The 23,939-nt window shown below is 29.4% G+C and carries 20 protein-coding genes; 4 read left to right on the plus strand and 16 right to left on the minus strand.

Annotated features, from left to right (window positions below; translation table 11 throughout):
• Window positions 1-44 precede the first annotated feature (44 nt).
• Entirely contained in the window at window positions 45-401 is a 357-nt protein-coding gene (locus ACEQT4_RS10280) for a winged helix-turn-helix transcriptional regulator (RefSeq protein WP_370227485.1), read from the plus strand.
• A 41-nt stretch (window positions 402-442) separates the two neighbouring features.
• Here the strand turns inward: ACEQT4_RS10280 and ACEQT4_RS10285 are convergent, their stop codons facing one another.
• Together ACEQT4_RS10285 and ACEQT4_RS10290 are read right to left on the minus strand one after the other, a co-directional pair.
• Window positions 443-1,744: a WG repeat-containing protein gene (locus ACEQT4_RS10285; protein WP_370227487.1), complete on the minus strand. Its 1,302-nt coding sequence runs from the start codon at window positions 1,742-1,744 to the stop codon at window positions 443-445.
• Entirely contained in the window at window positions 1,729-2,553 is an 825-nt protein-coding gene (locus ACEQT4_RS10290) for a M23 family metallopeptidase (protein ID WP_370227489.1), read from the minus strand. The genes ACEQT4_RS10285 and ACEQT4_RS10290 overlap by 16 nt, the downstream gene beginning before the upstream one ends.
• 215 nt (window positions 2,554-2,768) lie before the next feature.
• Here ACEQT4_RS10290 and ACEQT4_RS10295 point away from each other — a divergent pair, with 215 nt between their 5' ends.
• Complete coding sequence (locus tag ACEQT4_RS10295; RefSeq protein WP_370227491.1) at window positions 2,769-4,175, plus strand: sensor histidine kinase; 1,407 nt, start codon at window positions 2,769-2,771, stop codon at window positions 4,173-4,175.
• The gene (locus ACEQT4_RS10300) at window positions 4,147-4,848 is read left to right on the plus strand and encodes a response regulator transcription factor (protein ID WP_223077175.1); all 702 of its coding nucleotides are present in this window, start codon (window positions 4,147-4,149) and stop codon (window positions 4,846-4,848) included. Before ACEQT4_RS10295 ends, ACEQT4_RS10300 begins: the two co-directional genes overlap by 29 nt.
• Window positions 4,849-4,887: 39 nt before the next feature.
• Here the strand turns inward: ACEQT4_RS10300 and ACEQT4_RS10305 are convergent, their stop codons facing one another.
• Window positions 4,888-8,103 (minus strand): T9SS type A sorting domain-containing protein, encoded by a 3,216-nt coding sequence (locus ACEQT4_RS10305; protein WP_370227494.1) that lies wholly within the window; start codon window positions 8,101-8,103, stop codon window positions 4,888-4,890.
• Between the two features lie 184 nt (window positions 8,104-8,287).
• On the opposite strand from ACEQT4_RS10305, the gene ACEQT4_RS10310 reads away from it, so the two are divergent.
• A complete protein-coding gene (locus ACEQT4_RS10310; RefSeq protein WP_370227496.1) occupies window positions 8,288-9,883 on the plus strand; it encodes a T9SS type A sorting domain-containing protein in 1,596 nt (531 codons plus the stop codon).
• 102 nt (window positions 9,884-9,985) lie between these two features.
• Here the strand turns inward: ACEQT4_RS10310 and ACEQT4_RS10315 are convergent, their stop codons facing one another.
• The 13 genes from ACEQT4_RS10315 to ACEQT4_RS10375 form a co-directional block, all read right to left on the minus strand.
• Window positions 9,986-10,492 carry a hypothetical protein gene (locus ACEQT4_RS10315; protein ID WP_370227498.1) on the minus strand — a complete coding sequence of 169 codons (507 nt, stop codon included), beginning with the start codon at window positions 10,490-10,492 and terminating at the stop codon, window positions 9,986-9,988.
• Between the two features lie 52 nt (window positions 10,493-10,544).
• Entirely contained in the window at window positions 10,545-10,871 is a 327-nt protein-coding gene (locus ACEQT4_RS10320) for a multidrug efflux SMR transporter (protein ID WP_370227500.1), read from the minus strand.
• Between the two features lie 203 nt (window positions 10,872-11,074).
• Window positions 11,075-11,692 carry a hypothetical protein gene (locus tag ACEQT4_RS10325; RefSeq protein ID WP_370227502.1) on the minus strand — a complete coding sequence of 206 codons (618 nt, stop codon included), beginning with the start codon at window positions 11,690-11,692 and terminating at the stop codon, window positions 11,075-11,077.
• Window positions 11,693-11,848: 156 nt separating this feature from the next.
• Window positions 11,849-14,332 (minus strand): YCF48-related protein, encoded by a 2,484-nt coding sequence (locus ACEQT4_RS10330; protein ID WP_370227504.1) that lies wholly within the window; start codon window positions 14,330-14,332, stop codon window positions 11,849-11,851.
• Between the two features lie 387 nt (window positions 14,333-14,719).
• Window positions 14,720-16,003 (minus strand): TlpA family protein disulfide reductase, encoded by a 1,284-nt coding sequence (locus ACEQT4_RS10335; RefSeq protein WP_370227506.1) that lies wholly within the window; start codon window positions 16,001-16,003, stop codon window positions 14,720-14,722.
• Between the two features lie 157 nt (window positions 16,004-16,160).
• Window positions 16,161-17,150, minus strand: coding sequence for a hypothetical protein (locus ACEQT4_RS10340; RefSeq protein WP_027880587.1), 990 nt, complete (start codon window positions 17,148-17,150; stop codon window positions 16,161-16,163).
• A 164-nt stretch (window positions 17,151-17,314) separates the two neighbouring features.
• Window positions 17,315-18,073 (minus strand): hypothetical protein, encoded by a 759-nt coding sequence (locus ACEQT4_RS10345; RefSeq protein ID WP_370227508.1) that lies wholly within the window; start codon window positions 18,071-18,073, stop codon window positions 17,315-17,317.
• A complete protein-coding gene (locus ACEQT4_RS10350; RefSeq protein ID WP_027880585.1) occupies window positions 18,060-18,761 on the minus strand; it encodes a hypothetical protein in 702 nt (233 codons plus the stop codon). Before ACEQT4_RS10350 ends, ACEQT4_RS10345 begins: the two co-directional genes overlap by 14 nt.
• Before the next feature lie 19 nt (window positions 18,762-18,780).
• Complete coding sequence (locus ACEQT4_RS10355; RefSeq protein WP_370227510.1) at window positions 18,781-19,290, minus strand: hypothetical protein; 510 nt, start codon at window positions 19,288-19,290, stop codon at window positions 18,781-18,783.
• Between the two features lie 189 nt (window positions 19,291-19,479).
• A complete protein-coding gene (locus tag ACEQT4_RS10360) occupies window positions 19,480-20,685 on the minus strand; it encodes a DUF3883 domain-containing protein (protein WP_370227512.1) in 1,206 nt (401 codons plus the stop codon).
• Between the two features lie 566 nt (window positions 20,686-21,251).
• Window positions 21,252-21,806, minus strand: coding sequence for a DUF2199 domain-containing protein (locus ACEQT4_RS10365; RefSeq protein ID WP_370227514.1), 555 nt, complete (start codon window positions 21,804-21,806; stop codon window positions 21,252-21,254).
• A 160-nt stretch (window positions 21,807-21,966) separates the two neighbouring features.
• Complete coding sequence (locus ACEQT4_RS10370) at window positions 21,967-22,803, minus strand: hypothetical protein (protein WP_370227516.1); 837 nt, start codon at window positions 22,801-22,803, stop codon at window positions 21,967-21,969.
• 161 nt (window positions 22,804-22,964) lie between these two features.
• Complete coding sequence (locus ACEQT4_RS10375) at window positions 22,965-23,459, minus strand: hypothetical protein (protein WP_370227518.1); 495 nt, start codon at window positions 23,457-23,459, stop codon at window positions 22,965-22,967.
• Window positions 23,460-23,939 lie beyond the last annotated feature (480 nt).

Consider the following 23,939-nt stretch of genomic DNA (forward strand, 5'->3'; position numbering starts at 1 on the left):
AATCATAGTTAGTAAATTTGTACGATTAATTTAAACTATAAATGATGGCAAATGTAAAACCTAAGATGCTAAAATTTAGAGGTAATGAATATCCTTGTTGTGCAAGTTTAACTATGGGAATAATTGGCGGCAAATGGAAGACCGTTATACTTTATCATCTTATAGATAAAAAATTAAGATATAATGAATTAAGAAAGAGTATGCCAACCGTAACAGAAAGGACATTAAGTTTACAATTAAAAGCTTTAGAAGAAGATGGTTTAATAAATAGAACTGTTTACACTTCAAAACCACCTTTAAAAGTAGAATACAATTTGACAGACTTTGGAAAAACTTTAATTCCGTTAATACAATCTATAGCTAATTGGGGAGATTTTGTAGTTGAAAATTATTCTGAATAATGCTTGATTAGTAAGTTTTTTAGTTAAACTTTAGTTTGAAGTTATTCTTCTTTAATTTTTAAAAAATTACCTTTTGTATCTACTTGAACAATTTTATGCTTTCCGTCTACAATCATAAATAATGTAGCTAGTCCATTTTTAAAAGTACCAATTTGATATGGTTTATAACTAAAAGGGAAACTCCAATGAGCTTCATGTTTTGCATCAATTTTAAAGATAATATTATCTTCTTTATCAATACATAAAACAGTGTTGTCTAATTTTTTTACAAATGCTAAACCTTCAGAAAAAGCAGATGTACTCATGTATTTAATATCAATTACTAATTCTCCATTTCTATCAATATAGCCACCATAACCACCTTTTCCTACTCTAATAAACTCTAAGTTGTTAGATAAGTCATCAAAATTAATTTGTAAACCTTTTTCAATTTTAGGTAGTAAGACGTCTTCTTTATTGTTTATGATCAATTTTTCTCTAGTAAAGACATCTCCCGCTAAAAAAGTATTTTGTTTAATTCTTCTAAGCGGATAATATAGTTTTTTTGTTAATATTTTTCCTTTATGGTCTATTAACATAAAACAGTTATCGCTTCCAGTTTTACACTTGTCTTTTATAGCAATTGCTATATTATTTTTATAAGACTTAATTTTGGCTAACTGTTTGGTAAATAAAACCTTTCCGGTACTGTCTAAAACAGAAGATAAAGTTTTACCTTCTTTAGTAAAAGTGTAAACTGCTATTTTATTATCTGATAACTGATAATTACTTACTAAAATATTCGTTGCTGTTGAGTCTACTTGTTGTTTGTATTTATCAAGAAAATTAAAGACAACATTACCCTTTTTATCAATAAGTAGTCTATTATGATAATCATCATTTAGCTCAACAACAGCGTGACCTTCATTAAATGCGTATGCAGCTGTGTATTTAGGTTTTATTACAAGTTTTCCTTCTGTATTAATATAACCATATTTGTTGTTAAGTTTTACAACAGCTAATCCTTCACTAAAATCTTTATTTTCTCCATTTATATGTTGAAATTTTAGAGGAATCACAATTTTCCCTTCTGTATTGATATATCCTAATTTTGTGTCTAAGATTTTATGATAGTTGTTTTTTGCTCTACTAGTAGCAGTTACAGCAGCTAATCCATTTTTAAACTTTCCTATATGGCTATAATTGGCTTTTAAAACTATAATTCCTTCACTATTAATTAGGCCTATTTTACCATCATTTTTATACAAATATAGATCAGGTTTATTTTGAGATTGACATGCAATAATTATTAAAAAGAAAGCAATAACACTATTTAATTGATAACGTTTTATTTTTTTATCCATTGTCCTTTTTTTAAACTGTTACCAGTATATCCTTCTTTAAATTTTATAGGTACAGATTCCATACCAGATTTATTAGGTTTTAAAACATTAAAATGAAGATGTTCTGTAGTTGTAAGACCAGTTTTTCCTGATAAACCAATTGCTTGACCAAATTTAACAAAGTCGCCTACTTTAACCATGCTACCTTTATAGGTTAAATGTACATATTGAGTATATAAATTCATGTTAGGATGAAAAATAGTTATGAAGTTAGCATAATCTCTCCATTTTTTTGATTTTCCACCAAGAGAATAATCTTCAATCACTCCAACAACATAACCATCTGCAGCAGCACAAATAGTATCTCCTTCTTTTAAATTAAAATCTAAAGCATACTTAGAATATTTAGAACTATGAGAAAAGTCGCCGTTATAACCTTGAATAATTTTATACGTATAATCTTTTTTAAAAGGTAAACTAAAAGACTTTTTAGATATGGTGTCGTTAGGGTTTCCTAATGTTATTAAAAACTTTATTTGTGTTTGTTCTTTAGATGTGTCAGTCCAATAACTTATTTTTTTAGAAGATAAGTGCTCTAAAACTAAAGGAAAATCTTGATTTAATTTTTCTTGTAAATTCTTATTTTTAGTTTTGATGTTTATTCTTATAGGACAATGCAATGGGTTAGATAGCTTCACTATTAAGGAGTCGTTAATAACTTCATAACCAACATCTTTTAAAATGAACTGAGACAGTTTTTTCTTTGGTAATTTATTACAACTGATTAAAATAACTAATATTGAAATAATGGAGATAAATTTCAATTTCATAAGAACATAATTAACTTCTATACTTAATAAGTATTATTAGTCTTAAATGTAATAATTTAATTACTAACAAAATATTTATATCTTAATGCAAAATACCAAATCAAAGCTTAATAGGACAATTACCACAATATTTTTTGATATTTGTTTTGGGTTAACAATAAGTTAATACAATACTAAAGGTTAACTATTAGTGTTTTTTTAATCAAATTTGCAGTATGCAGATCAAATCTAAACTTTTAATATTAGGAGCAATTTTAGCCTTAATAGCTTTAACAACAATGCAAGGTTATTTAACCTTTAATACTTTTGATTTAAGAAAAAAAAGTTTTGCTGTAGAGTCAAGAACAAAAATAGGTAGCATTGTAAAAACACCTTATGTAGATTCTCTTTCTTGGCAATTTCGTAACGATTTTTTAGATAAAATTCCAGATTACAAATTAGGACTAATAAGCAAAAATCAATTATTAGAAGATTTACAAAAATCTGCTAATAGCAAAAACAAACAGTTTTTAAAATATTATACAGAAGGAGCAAAGCAATTAGATTTAAATGAAAATGTTTTGTTTAAAAAAGTTGCTTCAACCATATTATTAATAGATCAAAATGGTAATGTAGAGCCATTATTAGAAGAAGGTAAAGATAAATCAAGGTTTTTAATTGGTCATGACTTTCCTTTGGAAGAAGGACTAATTATAAATGCATGGAATTGGACTTTTGATAAGCAATATGTTGATAATTTAGGCGAAACAAAAAGTGTTACTGTAAAGTATAAATCTAGTATTTTTATGAAAATAGTAGATTGGGATAAAATTATTTTTAACCAATTACTATTCTTATTCTTTATATCATTTTTACTATTTGTATTTTTAATAAGTTTAGTTACTTATTCTATAAGAAATTTACTTAAACTTAAACGAATATCAGATATTAAAACAGACTTTATTAACAATATTACTCACGAGTTAAAGACACCATTAGCTACTTTATCTATAGCAACAAAAACACTAACAAATAAATTTGCAGTAGACAATAAAGATATATCTAAAGAATCTATTGATACAATTAATAGACAGAATAAAAGACTACAAAATCTTATAGATCAAGTAGTAGATAATAGTTTGGGATACCATCAAATTAAATTAAATAAAAAACCTATAAATCTTACCTCTTTTTTACATGAAGTTAGTGAAGATTATATGCTAACATTACCCAAAAATATTTTGTTTTTAAGAGAGATAGAACATAATCAAACCATCTTAGAGATAGATACATTTTATATAAGTACAGCAATTACTAATATTTTAAATAATGCTATAAAATTTGAAGGGACTATACTAAAAATTAAATATCATATTCATAATAACAATCATATCATATCTATAACAGATAATGGTATAGGTATTTCACAAAAAAATAAAAAACTTATATTTGATAAGTTTTTTAGAGTGAGTGAACGCAATAAACATACCTATAAAGGATTAGGATTAGGATTGTATTACTGCAATCAAATTGTAAAAGCTCATGACGGAACTATAGATGTTGAAAGTAAATTAAAAGAAGGCACAACATTCTATATAAAGCTTCCAGTAAGTGATGCAAAAAAGGATTTTATTAGCAGATGATGATTTAGATTTTGGCTTTACGCTAAAACAATACCTAGAGCTCAATAAATTTGAAGTTATTTGGGCAAAAGATGGTATTGAAGCATTAGATTTATTTAAAATGCACACTTTTGACATTTGTATAATTGATGTAATGATGCCAAAATTAGATGGTTTTAAATTATCTAAAAAGCTTAGTAAAAAAAATCCTGAAACACCTTTCTTATTTTTAACCGCCAGAAAAGCTAAAGAAGACCGTATAAAAGGTTTAAGTATTGGTGCAGATGATTATATATCAAAACCATTTGATGTAGAAGAGCTTATACTTAGAATAAATAATATTATTAAACGTACCAAACAGCAAAAAACTATCGCAATTAATACAGAACAAGATGTACCAATTAATATAGGTAACTATCTTTTTGATATAAATAATCTTACTCTATCAATTAATGGCAAGACAACTAAAGTGACAGAAAAAGAAGCTCAATTAATTTATTTTTTGTTTTCTAATAAAAATAAATTAATACCTAGAGATGAGATATTAAGTAAGGTTTGGGGACAAAGTAACTTTTTTTCAGGAAGAAGTATGGATGTATTTATAACTAGAGTTAGAAAACACCTTAAAGAAGATAAAAAAATTAATATTAAAAGCGTTAGAGGTGTAGGTCTAGAGTTTATAATAGAAGAATAAAAAAGCCAGTAAATTTTACTGGCTTTTTTTATATGTTATTTAATTTTTTATAAACTTTTTAATTATGACCCTATCTTCATTATCCTTAATATTAATAAAGTATAAGCCATTAGCTAAAGCAGAAACGTTAACTTTGTTAGTATTAGTGTCTTTTGATAAAACTTCTTTACCGTTTACACTATAAATACTAATAGAAGTTATGTTGTAAGCGTCTATATTTAATATGTTTTTAACGGGATTAGGGTAAATTTTAAATTCATTATCACTTAAAAATGTGTCTGTTCCTAAAGAAGGATTGTTTTCGTAAGTAAAATTATCTAAATACAAATTGTCAAAAGTTGTAGCAGCATTAAACTTAAAGGCTATATAGTTGTTGTTTTCAGACAAACTTTCAAATGTAACAATCTTTTCTTCCCAAGCATCATCTGTCATATCTTCGTCTAAAAATGTTTGATAAGATGTGAATGAGCTAGCATCTAATGGATCACTCATAGTCCCAACTTCTAAGCTTCCATTGTTATCATCATATACATTAAATCGTATTTGTTTAGTATTATCTAAATCTGATATCATTGGAGAAATTAAAAATATACCAGCAGATTCATCATTACCGCTATACATCCTAACACTTACAGATCCTTCTTGAGATTGTAAAGTGCTATACCTTACGTAAGGACTTGTAGATACAGGATCAATTAAACTAGACCAGCAAGGCTCTATACTTGTATTATTTGTAAAACCTTCAAAACTTTCGTTAAACATTCCAGATTCTGGTAAACATTGTGTAGTAAAAAACAATGGACCAACCCAAGCACTATAACCGTTAGTATTACAATTTGCTCTTACATAAATTTCGTATTCAGTATTAGCAGATAAAGTATTAAAGTTATTATTAGAAATATTTGTGTTTGTAGCAGTACCAGAAGTTGGTTCTCCTGCACCTGCTAATTGTACAGTATATTCCCAACTTGATTGATTGGAAAGAAAATCCCAACTAACTTCTACAGAGCTATCCGTTACATTTTCTGCAACGACGTTATAAACTTCTGTACAAGTAGGTTGATCAGTTATAGAAACATCATCTATATAAAAAGCCACACTTGCACCAGAGCCAGCACCATGTTTTAATACGACATATTGATCTGTGCTAGATGGTAAATTAACATAGTACTGAAGAAAGTTTTCTGTAAATCCGCCTGTAGTAATATCTAATTCTGTAAGAGGATTAAATGTGTTAGTGTTTAAAGGGTCGCTCATTGTTCCTACAATAATTGAAGCATCTGTATTTGTAGTGTTCTTCTTAGCAAAAAACTCTAATCTATGCGTACCATCGTTAGCAGTTGTATGTTGAGGTAATATTAAAAATACTTCTGCATTTGCATCATTACCTGTATTCATTATTATAGCGTTATTTCCAGAATTTGCATAAGATGAAGACGTATTAACTTCTAATAAAGGAGAGCCAGTTGAATTAACGTTTTTGTTCCAACAAAAAGGGAAATCTTCATCAACGTAACTATCAAAATTTTCAATAAAATTTGTGTTAAATGGAGCACAAGCTGTTCTTATATCATAAGGACCAAACCAAGTACTATAACCAGAACCATCACTTCCAATAGCATCGCAGTTTGCTCTTATAAAAATACGATAAGGACTATTTGGTATAATGGATAATCCATCAGAATCTGTTGTAATAGTGTTTGTTAAAGATAATGTGTTTATTGTAGTCTCTAATGCAGGATTAAAGTTTAAATCAGTTTGTACAATTACCATTTCCCATTCGGTTTGTGTTTGTATATCTGGTGTAATTGTTAAATCAAATGATGTGTCAGTAATATTATTAGCATCTATATTTATTATTTCAAAACAAGATGGCTGTGTTGTAACAACTATATTATCTAGATAAATAATTTTGTTAAACGAAGCACTAGTTTCTGGTTTAAATGCTAAATGGTTTGCAGATGCATTTAAAGGAATATTTACATAGTATATAGAATAGTTGTTTGTGTTATCTGATGCATTAGTTAAAGTAAAACTGTTTAATTCTGTAAATGTATTTTCATCATTTGGATTAGACATTAAGCCTACTTTTAAGACTGTATTATCAGATCCTACAGAATTTACTTTTGCCGCAAATTCAATTCTATGCATACCATCTGCAATAGTCGTGCTTTCTGGTGAAACTAGAATAAAATTATCGTCATTATTCATTTGTATTTCATAATAATTGTCTGCAGAAAAAGCTTGAGAAGCACTTGTATTTACTTTAGTAATTGGTGCAGTTCCGGTAGAATTTGATATTGTAGACCAACAGTAAGGTGTTACTAATTCGTCAGGTAGAGCTTCAAAATTCTCAGAAAAATCGTCAACAATACCGCAAGTTGTTCTAAAAAATACAGGACCAATCCAATCACTTACTCCATCTGTGTTACAGTTTGTTCTTACATAAAATTCATAAGCAGTATTATTAGTTAATCCAGTTATGTTTACAGTATTTGATGTTGTATTAACAGCAGTTGCATTATCTGGGTTGCCAATTCCTGAAGTTTGTACAACATAATCCCAACTAGAACTACTAGATAGCCAAGTTACATCAACAGATGTTTCATAAGTATTTGTTACCTCTGGTTGGTTTGGAGGATAACATGTTATAGGGTTAAAATCAATTTCTATGTTTGGTCTATAATAATCTAAAGTACCAGATGGTGGTGTTAATGGATCTGGATTATTAAAGTTATTACCATAATGTAAAACCCTACCATTGGCTTGAGAATATCCTAAATTATGAGTAATAAAGTCAAAAGTATCATTACCATCTTGATTTTCGTCTACAGCAATAACAAGATTATCGGTATTAGAATAATTAAAAGGTGTATCTAGTATTAATGAAACTTCATTACCATATACAGTGTAAGTACCAGAGTAGACTTGAGTTAAATTTGCAAGTGGTATCCAGTCGCTATTTGAAGCAAACACATCGTTAGAAGTTTCAGTCATGTAAACTACTATATTGTTAGAGTTTTCTAATATACCATTTGTGTAAAATGTTATTTTTGATATTGTACCAGGTTGATTGATTTCTGATTGCAAAAATATACTTTGGCTGTAAGAGTAATTATCATCAGCATCTATTGGTGTTTCTTGAAAAGTACTTGTAGATATATTACCTAAAGTAACTTCATTTATTTGCACAGTTTGTGCTTTTAAAGACAAAACTATTAACAGTAAAGCAAGTAGTAAGTAGAGTTTTTTCATTTTTATTTTCTTTAAATTAATATGGTTAGTCATGTTGTTAAACATTTTTGCTGTGTAAACTTATTTAGTATTAGTGGTTTAACAAAGCAGGTTTAGGTTAACGATAAGTTAACGGTAATTAAACATCATTAAGAAACTTCTTTTTTTTATCAATTTTGTAAGCACATATTAAACAGAATGTATCATGACTAGACAACTATTATTACTCTTTATTTTCTTTATTTCTCACACAATCATAGCTCAAACAGATGAAGCTTTAGGAGCAACACCAATTTTAGAGTCACTTACATATGAGTGTGAAAATGAACAAACCGGAGACTTTTATGGTTTTACAAAATCATCAGAATTTACTACTTGTCCTAGTTCAGATTATGATAATTGGGTAGATTCTTGGTACAGTTTTACGCCAACACAAACACAAGATTATGCAATAAAAATTGAAGAATTATCAGGTAATACCTTAAATGTTCGAATAGGTGTATATTCTGGTTCTGTTGGTAATTTAACAAGCATGACAGGTTGTTCTACTAGATATTTTAGTGCAACTTTAGTAATGGGGCAAACCTATTATATAAATACAAGAGGCGCAAACGAATCTACAGAGTATAGATTATGTGTTTATCCACTTCCTGATGCACCATCAAATGATGAGCCTTCAACTGCTGATGAACTATCAAATTCTACATATGAAGTTTGTCAAAGTGCAGCTTTGGGTTATACAACTAATGCAACACATAGTAATGAAGCAGAGTGTAGTAATTCTAATCCAGATGTATGGTATACTTTTACAGCACCAGAAACTGGCGAATATACATTTAAGGCAGATTTAGTAAATGGCTCTACACCTTTGTACTTAGCTATTTATAGTGGTACTCCAGGTTTTTTAAATCCTTTTCAAGAGAGTCCAACATCTCCATTAATTCAATGTCAAGATATAATCTTAGCAGACTTAGTTGCAAATCAGACTTATTATGTAAGTGTAACATCTTCAAATTCATCACAAGCAATATATTTTAACCTTTGTGCTTACAAATCTCCAGAAGCACCATCAAATGATGATTGCTTTAACCCTATACCATTAACAATAGGGCAAGATTTTGAAAATAGTTATATAGTAGCAACGACTACATCTGCTACAGTAAATTCAGGCAACACTAACTTTCCAAATTGCGGGACACTACCAGACTTTGGTATATACGGAAAAGATGTTTGGTTTTCTGTTGTTGTACCACCATCAGGTAACTTTACTATTGAAACAAGAGCAGAACCAACAGAAACAAATTTAAGTGATACAGCTATGGAAACTTTTACAGGCTCTTGTGGTACAGAAACTTTACAGCCTTATTATTACAATATACCACCACCTAACACTGGTACAGCTTATTGTAATAACCAATTTGTAATTGGTGGTGATCCATTTGCAGGTATATTATTTACTAATAAAACTCCAGGAGAAACAGTTTTAATTAGAGTTTGGGGATGGGCTTATCAATTTGGAAAGTTTAGAATAGGAGCTTATGATGCAACTTTAAGTACAACAGAGTTTGATCTAAATAATTTTAAATATTATCCAAATCCAGTAAATGATGTTATAAACATAAAATACAATAAAAATATTACAGATGTAACAGTGTATAATTTACTAGGTAAAGCAGTTTTAAAAGAAGAGACGGATAGTCAATTAGTTAAAGCAGATTTATCTAATCTACAATCAGGTTTTTACATTATTAATGTTACTTCTGAAGAGCAATCTACAAAGTTTAAAATAATAAAAAAATAATCTCTTAACTTTCTAATAGTTAATATCTAAAGCACTTTTGCAGTTTTTTGTAAAAGTGTTTTTTTATATCATATCCTAAAAATAACGCTAAGTTACTGTTGCTTATTTTTTTTGAAAACGAATACCTGTTTTAAAGCCACAATATGTTAGAAAAATAATAAACAGAGTTTGAAAGGTTAAAATTAGATAAGAAATTGTATTAAAAGTGTTAGTTTTAAGTTTCGCCTCCAATTCAATTTGTTTGATATCGATTCCTGAACTTAACGGAGGGTAAATACTCCAACCAGAATTTTGTTGTATAATGCTTTCTATAATAACGCCTAATTTGTTAAAAATAATTATTAGTAAAAATAAAGAAAGCATTAAAATTACAGTAGAAGTTATATTATTAAAACGGTTTTTAATTGTGCGTATTAGATAAATGCAAAACAGGATTAAATTTCCTATTAAAAGAGCAATAAGATATTTAGGAATAACAAAGTATGTGTCGTATATATTAAGATTAAAAGCAGATATTTTATTTAGCTTAGTAAAATGAAAAATCATATAGTTAAAGATGAAAGCTAAAATCAATGATCCAATTAACCAAAACACTTCCTTTTTACTCATAATTTTTATTAGTTTTTAATAGTACACAAATAGATTTTAGTAAATGCTTTTTTTAATGAGATACAAGCTTTAGTCCAATAATTGAAGCAATTAGAGTAGTAATAAAAAACAATCGCCAAAAGGTAGCAGGTTCTTTAAAAATTACAACTCCAACCAGAACAGTTCCAACAGCTCCAATTCCTGTCCAAACCGCATATGCTGTACCAATAGGTATTTGTTGAGTTGCTTTTACAAGAAGCAACATGCTAATACTAAGACAAATCAAAAAACCTATATACCAAAAAGTAGTTTCGTTACCAGTAGATTCTTTCGCTTTACCTAAACAAGTAGCAAAAGCAACTTCAAAAAGTCCTGCAATAATTAATAGTAACCACTTCATCTTTATTAATTTCTTTTTATTAAAATATCAAATTTAGTTATTTGATCTGTTCGATCTATCTATTTAAAGGTATAATTAAAAAGTTGAATAAGTTTGAAATATAACTTAAGATTAATATTGTATATTTTAGTAGAAGTAATTAGTAGTAGATCCTGAGGTTGTCAAATTTGCCGTATTTGCGGTTATACATTGTTGGCAGATTGTTATTTTCTTTTCCTTTTAACTCCACTCCAAATAATTCCTAGTGAAACTAAAATTAAGGCAAAATTCTCAATATTAATTTTTTTATCTGTCAATGATTTGTAAATAGTTCCAATCACACACAAGATTGACATAATTACTGCAAAGTAATATCCTTGTTTAGATTCGAAAAACGACCTTTTTCTTTCTATTTGCCCTTTATTATATTTCAATAGTTTTGAGTCAATATTTTGGCATAAATTCACGAATTGCTCAGAATTGCAAAAATTATCATTTGAGCTTATTCGTAAGGTATTTCCATTTTTGAACTTAAATTTTATTCCAGCTCCTTTTATCCAATGAATTTTATAATATTCTAAATCATTAAAATTAACATTTTTATTATCCCATTCCAACTGATTTGATTTTAATTCAAAATCTGAGATTTTTACTATAAAATTCTTTTTTAAGATATAGAAATAAATTCCAGCAAGAACAAAAGCTAAGATTCCTTTTAATAGACCAAAACTCATAACTCTATTCAACACGAAAACTATTACAGAAAAGATGGCTACTGTTGAACTAAGTAAGAATAGTAATTTAAATGGGTTTGTATATTCAACATTTTTGTATTTCCGCATCGTTTTGTGTAATGTTTGCCAACGGTTTCGGCTATGAGTAGTTGCGTGGTTTAGCGATTAACTTTGCAAGTACGCACCAAGCTGAAAATCCGCGAGGATTTTCAGAAGTAGGCGAGAACAATCAATTACTTATAGCCAATGTTGGCAACAGTTATTTTATTTTTTAATTAGTTTTTTTGTAATCGAATAATTATTAGATTTTACATTGATAAAATAAACACCAGAGTTAATTGAATTTGACAAGTCATTCAATTCTATATTTTGAGATGAATAGTTTTTTTGATTTTTATAAACAGTTTGGCCTAGTGTGTTTGTAATAGATATATTCAGATATTCGTCTTCAAATCTTTTAGGAAGATTTAAATAAATCTTTTCATTAAATGGATTTGGATAAACCAAAAGTTCATCTTTATTATAACCTTCAGCACTTGTTTCGTTATTTACAACAACATTAATTTCAATAAATAATGATTCTCCACATTCATTTATTTTTTTAGCTTTAAGGGTATGTGTTCCTTCGGTATCCCATAAAACTTTCACTTTATAATAACTAGTATTATTATCTATTATTAATGTTCCGCCACTTTCTAATATCCATTCTGTTGTTGAAAATAAATCAACAGGAATAATATATTCTTCTTCTGTATTAATTAAAGTGTTATCGTTTCCAAATATCAATTCAGGTTTAGACGGTATATATGTTTTTAAATTTTGAATAAAATTATACTCCCATAAGAAAATGTTATTCTCATCTTCTACGTAAATATTTGGATAAGAACTATTATAATCAGCCCAAAACCGTTGAGACCAAGTTAATCCGTTATCATGAGAAATATATAGATTTCCGCTGTTATCAAGTATCATAAAAGAATCATCATCAATTGCTTTTATTTTATTGATAGAATATGAAATATTTCTTTCAATAAGGTTTTGGTTGGGAATATCATATATGAAAATTTTACCTCCAGAATATGCAGGGTAAAAATATATTTTATTTAAGTTACTATAATCAAATCTATCATATTGAAGATTGTGTGGATATCCAGAAATCTGTGCCACAAAATCCCAACTTACACCTCCATCATTTGTCTTATAAACAATAGGTTCAGAACTCGTAGAACTCCCATATAAGATAAAATTGTTTTCATCTATAAATTGATACTGTCTTGTTGTCACATCACTAGGTGTTGGGATTAAATTCCAAGTTAGACCTTTATCTGTCGAATGGTATATATTTCCAAACCCAAAAATATATAAATCATTTACTGATACTTGGGTAAGGTTAATTACAGAATAATTTGTGTCTGCTGGCAAATCGGTAATATTTAAAATAGGACCATCTGTCCAAGTTAGTCCTTTGTCAAAAGATTCTGATATTATATAACCTTCACTATAATTGTTTGGATTGGAATACCTCCAATAACTGATGTAATCGCCTTCCGCATATAAAGTAAAGCCAACAACATCATCCGTTTCATAAACTTTTTTCCAACTAGAACCTTTGTCTTGAGAAATTAAGATTGATGAATGCGTAAAATTACCTCCACTAACAACTGAATATATATACTCATTTTCATTAATCTTTTTAAAATATCTAGCACTATTAGAATATCCTTCTCTCGGCGAACCACTATCAAGTTGAGTCCAACTAGCTCCACCATCTGTAGTCTTAAATATGAATCTTCCCATATTAGGCGACCCTTGTTCTTTTTTGCCTACAGCAAATCCAACATTGTCATTTATAAAATATATATCGGTTAAAAAACCATCTTGGTTGATATTAGCACTTTCTTCAGTATCACTATTTATATTAACTTTTTTAATTCCATTTACAACATAACTTGAGTAATACAAGTAGTTATTGTTTATTGTAAATGCTCCTGTAGTCCATTCAACGTAATAACTTGTTTGTGTCCAAGAATTCCCACCATCAACAGTTTTATAAATAGAACTACCTCCACTTAAATACCCAGTTTGAGAATCAATGAATTGTAATTTTTTTATGTATGAGTTTGATGGATTATTTTGGTATTCCCATGTCTCACCACCATCAGTAGTTTTATAAAATGTATTACCTCCCCAAACATAACCAATGTTTTCATCTAGAAATAAAATATCTTTAGGACTAAAATCACCATAATCAATTGAGGAAATGTTGGATGTCACTTTTAACCAAGAATTTCCACCATCAGTTGTTTTGTATAAAAAAGCTGTATCATTAACTAAATAATCGTCTATTCCGACTAAATAACCTTTGTCACTGTCAATGAAATCAACTCCTGTAAAATTTTCTAGACCTGTAATTCCTATTCTTCTTTCCCAATCTATTCCATTGTTTTCAGTGAAAAGAATAATTCCATCTGCACCAAAAACAAATGCTTTGTTAGAATCAATTAACTCGACATCATTTAATGGGTTATAATAAAAACCTTGGTAATGTGGCAGTTTATATGTTTCCCATGATACTCCTCCATTATTGGTTGTCAGTAATGAAGAACCTCCAATAACAAATCCATTGTTTTCGTCCCAAAATCTAACATCCGAAAGGGCACTTAACTTATTTTCAATGTATTGTCCACATTGAGAATATGAGTTGTAAAAAATTAAAAATGTGATAATAACTGGTATTACTTTTTTCATTTACACTGTTTGTTTTAATTGTTGCCAACCACTGTGTATAGCGTAGTAAGGCGCGCCTCACGGAGAGCTATAATTGCACCTCATTCGTTATACACGGTTATGTGTGTAGTTACGTGATGAGTTTTCGTAGACTCGATAAATATACGATTAAAAAGTCGAGGTGCAATTAACAGTGGACGATGGTATGTAATTAGTAGAAGGGAAGCGTTTGTGAAACGCAATTCTACGAGCCTTAGGTAAATATATACCATCGGTTTTGGCTATGGTTTCGTTACGGAATGGTACGCGAGTATCATTCCGTCGTAACCATAAATTTAGAAAAAAGGCTTGAAATTCCGATTAGGAATTTCAGCCGTAATGAACTATAGCCGTTGTTGTACACCGTTTTTATTTCGTTTCTTTTAAATAGTAATTCAAAGTATCCAATAGTTTTTCTCCTCTTAAATTCTTTGCAATTATTTTTCCTTTTTTATCTATTAAAAATGAGGTTGGGTAACCGGACACATTGTAACTTTCTTTGAATTTATCTGAGTCTGCATCCAAAACTTGAGGCCAATTTATTTCGTATTTCTCAATTGCACTTTTTAGCTTTTCTTTTGTATCGAATACAGCAACTCCTAAAAATTCAACATCATTTCTATCTGTTTCATCATAAGCCTTTTTTAAATTAGGAATTTCATTGATACAAGGTGCGCACCAAGTTCCCCAGAATTCTAGGTATAAAAGTTTATCTTTAAAATTATCTAACTTTAAAGAATCGTTTGAGTCAAGTTTTTTAACTGTAAATGGTTTTGCATTAAATCCAATTCTTGATGAATATAAAATAGTATCCTTTGGCATTTCAAGTAGTCGAAGTTCGTTTGAGTTTATATCAACACCAAGATTTTTATAAAGGTCATTATTTATTTTGATAAATTCGTTTAAACCGACAATTTCTGTATTCTCATCATCGATTGCAATTATACTTTTATCATCGTAGGTGAGATTTGAAAACCCGTTGCTCACTAGGATTTTATTTTCTTGATAAGTGGTTTCTGCGATTTGTGGGAAATTATAAATTAAGTCTCCGTCGCTTGTTGAAAGAACTAAAATCTTTATTTCTTTTTCCTTGATTCCACTATTAGTACTTATTTGTGCAACTACTGATTTAGACTTTTCAATTAGCTTTTGATAATCTAATTCAAATGCTCTTGGTGTTGGTTTTAGGATTTCTTCATCGGAAAAGTCATTATCATAGTTTGTGTCAATAATGTATTCAAGTTCGTCATTTTGATTTGTTCCGATTGCTACGTGGACAAAACAATTAATAGGCTTTTCAGACAATTTTCTTTTGTTTAAATCAATTTTCCAAGATGCTTTTAAGTCATTGAAGAATTCATCACTTAAATTTCCTTGTTTGTAATTTTGATAAGCAAATTGATGACTATCAAACCATACTTGAGTTACATTTGATTTAGTCCAATTTTTTGGTATTCCAGTTGTTTTAATTTCGGTATTTCCCCAAATTCCTTTTTCAGTTAGTGGTGTCCAATCCAAAAATCCAAATCGCTTTTCAAAAGGTCCGTAACCTTGAATCTCTGTAAGTTTTAAATTAATTAAATCGCATTGTTTAGATTCTTCTTGACAAGCAAATAGGTTAATTAAAACAAGTAGGATTGTAAGTTTTTTCATAGGTTTTCTTAAATGGTGTACAACGGTTTTGGCTATGATTTCGTTGCGGAAAAATCCGCAGGATTCTTTCCGCCGTAGCCGAAAGATAATAAATAAGCGTTGAATTCCGACTAGGAATTCAACCGCAATGAATTATAGCCATTGTTGTAACACGTTTTTATTTATTCATTTGCTCTTCAAGCTCTCCTTTTTCGTAAGCTTTATAATATTTTTTTGTCTTTGAATTCATTGGAACATTATTTTCTTTGTCTCCAATAAATTCTAGTAAGATTTTTGCTCCTCCAAGTTGAACTTCTTTTACATCTTCTTGTTCGCTATATTTCTGTCCGTCTTTTGGTTTGCACTCCAAAATTCGGTTGTGATTTATTTTTTGGTCTAATCCGTAATTTATCATTGCAACAACATAAAGAAATTGTTGTTTGTTTTCGTTCGTTAAAGCGTCGTAGAATTTTCCAAAAGTTGGTATTCCCATTCCGATATCTTTATTCATCCAAAATCCAACAATTTGAGCGGCTGATTTAAATTCAGTTCCATTTGGATAAACTGGATTTGAAAAAATATATTGACTTGCATCGAAAATCAGATTTTCATAGTCTTCATATTTAGGATTTTCGACTTCTTTCATTTTTGCCAAAGACACAGAGAAAAGTTCGTTTGATGATGACGGAAATGTAAATGAAGTCCAAAGTCTTGATTTTACGATTTTGTCATTAAATTTTCCAGGTCTAAATTCGATTGAATTAATGGCTTCTTTTATGATTTCGTTTGTCTGTTCTGACTTTGGATACGAACTTACAGTAATATTTTCAGACTCCGAATTCTCCGTTACAGTCAAATAAACATAAACATTGCCCTTAAATTTAATTTCTGATGGAAGTTTAGGGTAAATGAAGTTTCTCAAATTTTGTTCGGAACAGGCAATTTGTTCTTTTTCCGAAAGTCCAGAATCACAATCGTTTTCAAATGGTAATTCTGTTAATACTGCATAATGATAAATTCCCTCTTTTTCTTGTTTAAAAGGCTTTACTTTATATCCTCTTTCAGCTTTTTTGTCTGCATCTAAAAAATGTCCTTTCGGTATTTGTCCAATTCCAATGAATGGAATTAGAAGTAAAAAAGTCAGAATGTTTAATTTGTTTTTCTTCATTTTGTTGATTTGGTCAAATGTGTTACAACGGTTTTGTGTAAGCTTCAGTAACGGGAAAGTGCGCGAGTACTTTCCGCTGACGCACCTAATTTAGCAAAACGAGTTGAATTTCCTATTAGGAAATTCAGCCGTTATTGCGCTTACACGTTGTTGTAGGCAGTTATTTATTCAGTTTCTTTTTTGCTTTTCGAGTCAATCAGTTCAATTAATTTATTCAGCGACGATTTAATTTTGTCCGATTCAGCTTTCTTTAACATCAATTCCGCTTTGTTTTTCATTCCGCTGTAATTTGCGTCTGGATAAAGTTCAATCAAGGCTGGAAAGTATTTGTCAATTCCATCTGCAAGTTTATCTTTTCCACTTTCTGTAAATGCTTTTTCGTTATTTATCTCGTCCAAATAAATTAAGTAGTTACTTATTAAGGTCTTAACGTTTGAATTAATGTTATTCTTAACTCTTGACGAATTTGGGTCGTCCGCATTTTCTTTGATTTGGTCATTCCCTAATTTAAAATATTTTAGCTGAAGTCCTAAACCAAAATGCCAAACTGCAAGCATTTCTTTGTCATATAAATACTGGTCTTTTCTATCGAGCGCATCGTAGATATTATTCATATTTTTCCACTCATTAAAAAATTTTTCAGCTACTTCGTTTCTATGTTTTAGTCCTAATTCATTGTCATCAAGTACAATATTGAAATTTTGTTGGTCAGTTAGCTTTTCTACGATTATTCTCGTTTCTGGGTCGTCAAAAGTCGGCAGTTTTTCATCAGCTTCGTATCCATAATTTAATTCTAAAACTGCATCATCGTAGTCATTTAAGTCCCAATAACGTTTGTCAAGTGGGAATTTGTGTTTTTCTGTATTACAACTTGTTATAATTAAGCTAATTAAAGCTATAAGGATAATTCTAATTTTTGTCATTAAATTCTATTTTTGGTTTTTTATATTCAGTCAGTAAATTTAGTAAACTATCAACTTCTTTTTCATATCTCTTTTGTTCGCTCAAAACGTAACTATGAAAAGTGTCGTAGTCGTATTGTCTCTGAAATTTTCTTTCGTCTTGTTCAGCTTGCCGAATTATTCCCTCGATTTTTTTATCGTCAAACCTATTTAGTTTTGATATTTTCTCTTTTGCTTTTCTTGCGAATAATTCGGTTATTTTAATATGATACTTTTCGTGTGTTAGCAATTCCTTACTATTTGTATTCTTTTTGTAAACAAATGAGCTTGAAGGATAGAAAAGTGATTGAACAGTTACTGAATTATCCTCAATTTCGCTGTCTATTGATGTAACTACATATGCAAACCTTTCATTCCCATAAAGTGATTTTTTGAAGAACTCAAGTCCTCTGAAATTATCAAAGGTAATTTGGTCATATTTGTCAAAAGTCAAAGGTTTTTCGTAATTCAAATAGTTAGTATGACTTAAAATTCCAAATCCGATTATTACTGGAATAATTATCATAACACTATACTTCAAGAACTTTTTAAACTTTTTCAGCCGAATTTTATTCCCTTCCTTATTTTCTTTTATAGCGAGGTATAAATGATAAAATACTGGTGAAAAATAGACCAAAAAGATTAGAGTTATTACTAAATATTCGTTCATTCAATTAGTATTTCCGAAATTAAATTGTTTTTGTAAGTTCCAATAGAATAATATTTTCTAATAATTCAGGATATATATTTTCCTTTGATTTTAGAATCTTAAAATTAATTTCTGATTTATCTTTTAAAATAATTGTCATTCCATAAAACTTTTCAATTCCACCAAAGTTTTGATTATAAAATTCATTTTGTTTTAAAGAATTTACAATAAATTCAATTTCTTTTTTGTTTTCAATTTTGTAAAGTGAATTTGGAATTGGTTCATTATTGTTTTCTGTAAAACTTATATTAAATATATTTATTTCTTTTACACTTTCAGTTTCCAAGTTTTTCAACTTTTCATAAACGCTAATATTTTCAAGTAAATTCGGGCCTGAAAAAGTGAAAAAACCAAAAAAAAATGCAAGTGGAATAAATATTATTAAAGTCCATTTTGGTATCCCTTTTTTAAAAATTGAATATCCAATTACTAAAAATATTAAAAGAAAAATTCCTCTTGGAATAAAATAACTATAATAGATACTATTCATTAATTTTCTTTTTTTTCATAATTTTTAGTTACAGTTTGGTGCTTACTGCCAACGTGTTTGTATATGGTTTGTTGCGTGGTTTAGCACGTAATTTAGCAAATAAAAACCGAATAGAAAATCCGCGAGGATTTTCGTAAGTAGGCTAGTACTAGCAATGGATTATATACGGTGTTGCCAACCGTTATTTTTCTATTCAAATGTTATTTTATAAGTCATAGGTTCCATTTTAAAATCATTTTCGTTTTCAAAATTCGGTTGTTTAATTCTCAATATTTTTGGCTTTTCTGAACTTAATTCAGAAACGCAGTATAAATAATAATTTGGATATTCTTTTGACTTTCTAAATTCGTTTCGAGATAGAAAGAAACTTTTGTTCGATTTGTTAGTCGAAATAGCCTTGACTTCAATTTGTTTCTGTGTTCCATCAATTTCAAACGAAATAATGTCAAAACCAAGTTTCGGATTATTAGCAACTGAACGAACTTTTTCGGCTAAATCTGGATAATCAGTTCTTAAAAACTCTATTTCGCTCTTCAAAACAATTTCTTCGGCTAAATTTCCGATTTCCATTTGTTTTTCAAGTTGTTTTATATAATCAATTTCGGTTTCAGGTTCTACCAAAGTTTCCAAGTCAATTGTTTTTCTCGGTTGGTAATTTGGCAATTCAGGTTTTTTCTTTTCGGCAGTTTTTTTAGATTGAATTCTTACTTCTGTATTTTCTTTAGATTTCTCAAATTGAAAACCATAAATCCATAAAAATGAATGAGCGTCAAGCAATTCAATTCCGCTAAACTTTGTTTTAAGATAGTTTTGAAATTGTTTAATTATTCCAACAAATTCTTGATAATTCTCCCAAGATGAATTATGACTTGTTTTTAAGTCGATATTTAAAGAACTAAAAATTAAATCAAATCTCGTTTGTGAAATCGGAAGATATTTTTGAGAGTTTTTAATAAAGAATAAATATGCAATTAATTGATATGAAAATCCCAATTCTGAAAATTGGTCAAAAGCCTTTTCGTCTTTGATTTTACTTTTAAAAAACTCAAAAAGTAATTTTTCGTTTTTTTGATTCGCTTTTAGTTTACTAAAATTGTCCTTTTTTCTCCAATCAATTAAATTGTTTTGATGAGTTTCATAATTGTAAATGACATTTGTCTGAATTGAATCTTTTACTGATTTTAAAATTCTGCCATTTCCAATTTCATTCTCTTTCCAAGTTTTGGTTAAAAGTCTGTTTTTTGCTTGTTCTAAAACTGCGTATTTGTAGTTTTCGTGTTCATTTATAAAATTGTTTGTTTTAAATTCAACGAGTTTTTCAGTCGTGTCTTTTTCCACAATATTTTTGAATTCAGTTAAAGCGTATTCAAAAGTTTTCTCGTTAATTTCAATCATTCAGAGCGTAATTTTTTAATGGTTGGCAACGTTTGCGTATAAATTTCAGTTGCGGAAAATCGGTACGATTTTCCGTTGAAGCTGAAAGATAGAAAATTGCAATGAATTTCCGTAGGAAATTCATTGCAATTGAATTTATACATTGTTGGTTACAGTTATATTTCAGTTTTTGGTTCATTTAGCGTTTTGTTTTGCGTTCAGCTACTCAATTCTACGTTTTATTCCGCAATTTTGGAATTCGATAGAGTAGAATTGATCAATTCACGTTTTAAATTCCGCTCGAGTTGGTTTCTGCGCACAGTTCAGTTTTACATTTTTCGATTCAGCGTTACGTTTCGGTCTCGAGTTTTAAATTCAGTTTCCGTTATGCTTTTTTGCGCACAGTTCAGCTGTTTTCAAAGTTCAGAATTCGCACAATTTTCACGTTTAGTTTTTAATTCCGCTATTGTAACCAACGGTCTAGTATAACCATCAGTTACGGGCAATTTAGCAATAATTTTCGGTTAAGAACTAGCTTTAGCAATTCCGAGTGGATTCGGACGTAGTCGAATCCGCCGTAATTGCGGTTATACATTGTTGTGCAACGTTTTTTTCATTCGTTCTACTCGTTTTTCTGCTTCCGCAATTGTGATTCCATTTTCCCAATCCGAAATCAATTTGTGTTCGTTTTGGTGCGGAATAATTTCTGGTCGAATTCCGCCCTTTCTTGTATTCACGTTTACGTGTAATCCCAAAGTGCTTTCTTCATAATCTGGAATATCATTACTAATCATTCCGAAATAGGTTTTTTCTTCAGAATTATTTTTAAAGTCAGCCTCATATTCATTAAAACTGTTTTCGCTTAAAGACACCCAAACTCCATAATCCAAATTTTCACAAGCATCATTAATTTGAATTGTCAATACAGTTCGTATAAATCTGTCAGTTTGGTCTTCGTGAGTAATTATGCAAAAATCACTTGAAATATCTGCAATTTCCTTTTTGTCCTTTTCATTCAGAGTTTCATAGTAGAATGGTGTTGTAAATCCGAGAGCAGGTAATTCATCGTGTATTTCACCACAAGTGGAACATCTATATTCAGTAGAATTTTGTTTTTTCTTAAAAAGGTCAAAAAATCCCATACTTTAATTCAGTTCGATAGTTTTTTCAAATGTTGCACAACGTGTTTGGCTATGATACGTTGCGGAAAAATCCGCAGGATTCTTTCCGCCGTAGCCGAAAGATAGTAAATTGCAATGAAATTCCGATAGGAATTTCAGCCGCAATGAATTATAGCCATTGTTAGCGGTAGTTTTTATTATTTCGTATTCTGTATGTTCTTATTATATTTTCTAATTCTTTGTGAGTTACATTCAGAGAGTCAATTTCTAATTTTTCAAACTCGTCTTCATCGTAAAAATAAGTCAGATAGGATTTAGCTGATTTGCCATAACCTTCCTGAACTACTTCCTCACTTTCTATATTTGACCAATTTTTAAATTCCACATTTTTAGTTTGGATTCCTTTCGAGTCAATTATTATTTTTGGTTTTGTATCAAGTGCTTTTCGAGATTCCTTTATTGTACTGTAAAGTCCTATTCCAGTCATAATTGCACCCAAAATATATTGTTTGGTTTCTCCTTTAGTGAATAAATAAATTCCAACTCCAATTATTAAAATTGAAATTCCGAGTTCAAAATAGTTATATACTTTCGAATAATGAATTTCCATTTTATGTGGAAGAGTGTAATCTTCTTTAAATTCATCTTCTTGCTCAAATTTCTTTTCAAGTTTTTTAAGTTTACTTTTATCCTCTTTATTCCTAATTTCCGTTTTTTCGAAAATATTTCCGTCATTCCAAATCAATTTTTCTTGGATAGCTCTTTTCTTTAATTCGTGAACGTTTCGGACATTGTCAAATGCCCAAATTCTCCATTTGGTAATCATAAAACTCCAAATTAACCAAGCTAAAATAAATCCTATTAAAAAAGCTATTCCAATTCCCCAACCAGGAATTAAATTCTGTTTCTCTAAGTATAGAGCCAAAGCAGGACAGCCGATAATTGCGATAAATACAGGAACATTCACTATTAAATGTCCTCTTTTTATTGCTTTGTCAACTGTTATTTGTTGTCTCATTTAGATTTGTGTTTAAATTACCGCTAACGGTCTCGTATAACCGTCAGTTACGGGATTAAAGTTAATGATTTTCGGTTAAGAACTAGCGTTAGCAATTTCGAGTGGATTCGGACGTAGTCGAATCCGCCGTAATTGCGGTTATATATTGTTGGCAATAGTTTTTATGTCACTTTTTTAGCCAATTGACTAAAGATATTTCTCAAATCAGTTTCTTTTGTCAATTTAAAAATCTCTAATAAAGAACAAACACTTTCTGCTTCCCAACCGAATTGTGTATCCTTTCTATTATATTTTTTCAAAAGTTTCTCCAGACTCGTCATAGTCACAGTTCCTCCAATTTCGTTTTCAAGCACAATCATAAAATCATTTAAAGATTCCTGAGATGTCATTTTCCAATCTCTTTCTGCTTCAAATATTTTTTCTGCAATCTTTTTGTCAGTTAAATTTTCAAAACGATTTTCTTCAATTAGATCAAATAATTCGTCAAAAGTAAGTAGGGGAATTTCATTCATTTCATTAAGTTCTGATATGTTTTCATTAACCATTTTCTTTTCGGCTTTACGCTCTCCTTTCCAGAAAAATCTTTTTCCAATTTTCCGTAGATGTTTATGCCATTCTATATCAGTTGTTAATTGACCTTTTCGTTTGTGTCCCACTTTTTCTAATTATTGCCAACGTTAGTGTATAAATTTCAGTTGCGGAAAATCGGTACGATTTTCCGATTGAGACTGAAAGATAGAAAATTGCAATGAATTTCCGTAGGAAATTCAGCCGCAATTGAATTTATACAATGTTGGTTGCAGTTATATTTCAGTTTTTTGAGATTCACTCAGCGTTTTGTTTTGCGTTCTGCTATTCAATTCCACGTTTTGATTCCGCAATTTTGGAATTCGTTAGAGTAGAAGTGAAGTGATCAATTCATGTTTTAATTCCGCTTGAGTTAGTTTCCACGCACTATTCCGTTTTACAATTTAATTCAGCGTTACGTTACGGTTTTGAGTATTAAATTCAGTTTCTGTTAAGCTTTTTTGCGCAAAGTTCCGCTATTTTCAAAGTTCAGAATTCGCACGATTTTCACGCTTAGTTTTTAATTCCGCTATTGCAACCAACGGTCTCGTATAACCGTCAGTTACGGG

It is taken from the genome of Mesoflavibacter sp. (genome assembly GCF_964226795.1).
Classification (GTDB): Bacteria; Bacteroidota; Bacteroidia; order Flavobacteriales; family Flavobacteriaceae; genus Mesoflavibacter; species Mesoflavibacter zeaxanthinifaciens.

Coding starts and splice junctions, on each gene's coding strand:
- ACEQT4_RS10280 (WP_370227485.1), top strand. CDS start 45: ATGGCAAATGTAAAACCTAAGATGCTAAAATTTAGAGGTAATGAATAT.
- ACEQT4_RS10285 (WP_370227487.1), bottom strand. CDS start 1,744: ATGGATAAAAAAATAAAACGTTATCAATTAAATAGTGTTATTGCTTTC.
- ACEQT4_RS10290 (WP_370227489.1), bottom strand. CDS start 2,553: ATGAAATTGAAATTTATCTCCATTATTTCAATATTAGTTATTTTAATC.
- ACEQT4_RS10295 (WP_370227491.1), top strand. CDS start 2,769: ATGCAGATCAAATCTAAACTTTTAATATTAGGAGCAATTTTAGCCTTA.
- ACEQT4_RS10300 (WP_223077175.1), top strand. CDS start 4,147: ATGCAAAAAAGGATTTTATTAGCAGATGATGATTTAGATTTTGGCTTT.
- ACEQT4_RS10305 (WP_370227494.1), bottom strand. CDS start 8,103: ATGAAAAAACTCTACTTACTACTTGCTTTACTGTTAATAGTTTTGTCT.
- ACEQT4_RS10310 (WP_370227496.1), top strand. CDS start 8,288: ATGACTAGACAACTATTATTACTCTTTATTTTCTTTATTTCTCACACA.
- ACEQT4_RS10315 (WP_370227498.1), bottom strand. CDS start 10,492: ATGAGTAAAAAGGAAGTGTTTTGGTTAATTGGATCATTGATTTTAGCT.
- ACEQT4_RS10320 (WP_370227500.1), bottom strand. CDS start 10,871: ATGAAGTGGTTACTATTAATTATTGCAGGACTTTTTGAAGTTGCTTTT.
- ACEQT4_RS10325 (WP_370227502.1), bottom strand. CDS start 11,692: ATGCGGAAATACAAAAATGTTGAATATACAAACCCATTTAAATTACTA.
- ACEQT4_RS10330 (WP_370227504.1), bottom strand. CDS start 14,332: ATGAAAAAAGTAATACCAGTTATTATCACATTTTTAATTTTTTACAAC.
- ACEQT4_RS10335 (WP_370227506.1), bottom strand. CDS start 16,003: ATGAAAAAACTTACAATCCTACTTGTTTTAATTAACCTATTTGCTTGT.
- ACEQT4_RS10340 (WP_027880587.1), bottom strand. CDS start 17,150: ATGAAGAAAAACAAATTAAACATTCTGACTTTTTTACTTCTAATTCCA.
- ACEQT4_RS10345 (WP_370227508.1), bottom strand. CDS start 18,073: ATGACAAAAATTAGAATTATCCTTATAGCTTTAATTAGCTTAATTATA.
- ACEQT4_RS10350 (WP_027880585.1), bottom strand. CDS start 18,761: ATGAACGAATATTTAGTAATAACTCTAATCTTTTTGGTCTATTTTTCA.
- ACEQT4_RS10355 (WP_370227510.1), bottom strand. CDS start 19,290: ATGAATAGTATCTATTATAGTTATTTTATTCCAAGAGGAATTTTTCTT.
- ACEQT4_RS10360 (WP_370227512.1), bottom strand. CDS start 20,685: ATGATTGAAATTAACGAGAAAACTTTTGAATACGCTTTAACTGAATTC.
- ACEQT4_RS10365 (WP_370227514.1), bottom strand. CDS start 21,806: ATGGGATTTTTTGACCTTTTTAAGAAAAAACAAAATTCTACTGAATAT.
- ACEQT4_RS10370 (WP_370227516.1), bottom strand. CDS start 22,803: ATGAGACAACAAATAACAGTTGACAAAGCAATAAAAAGAGGACATTTA.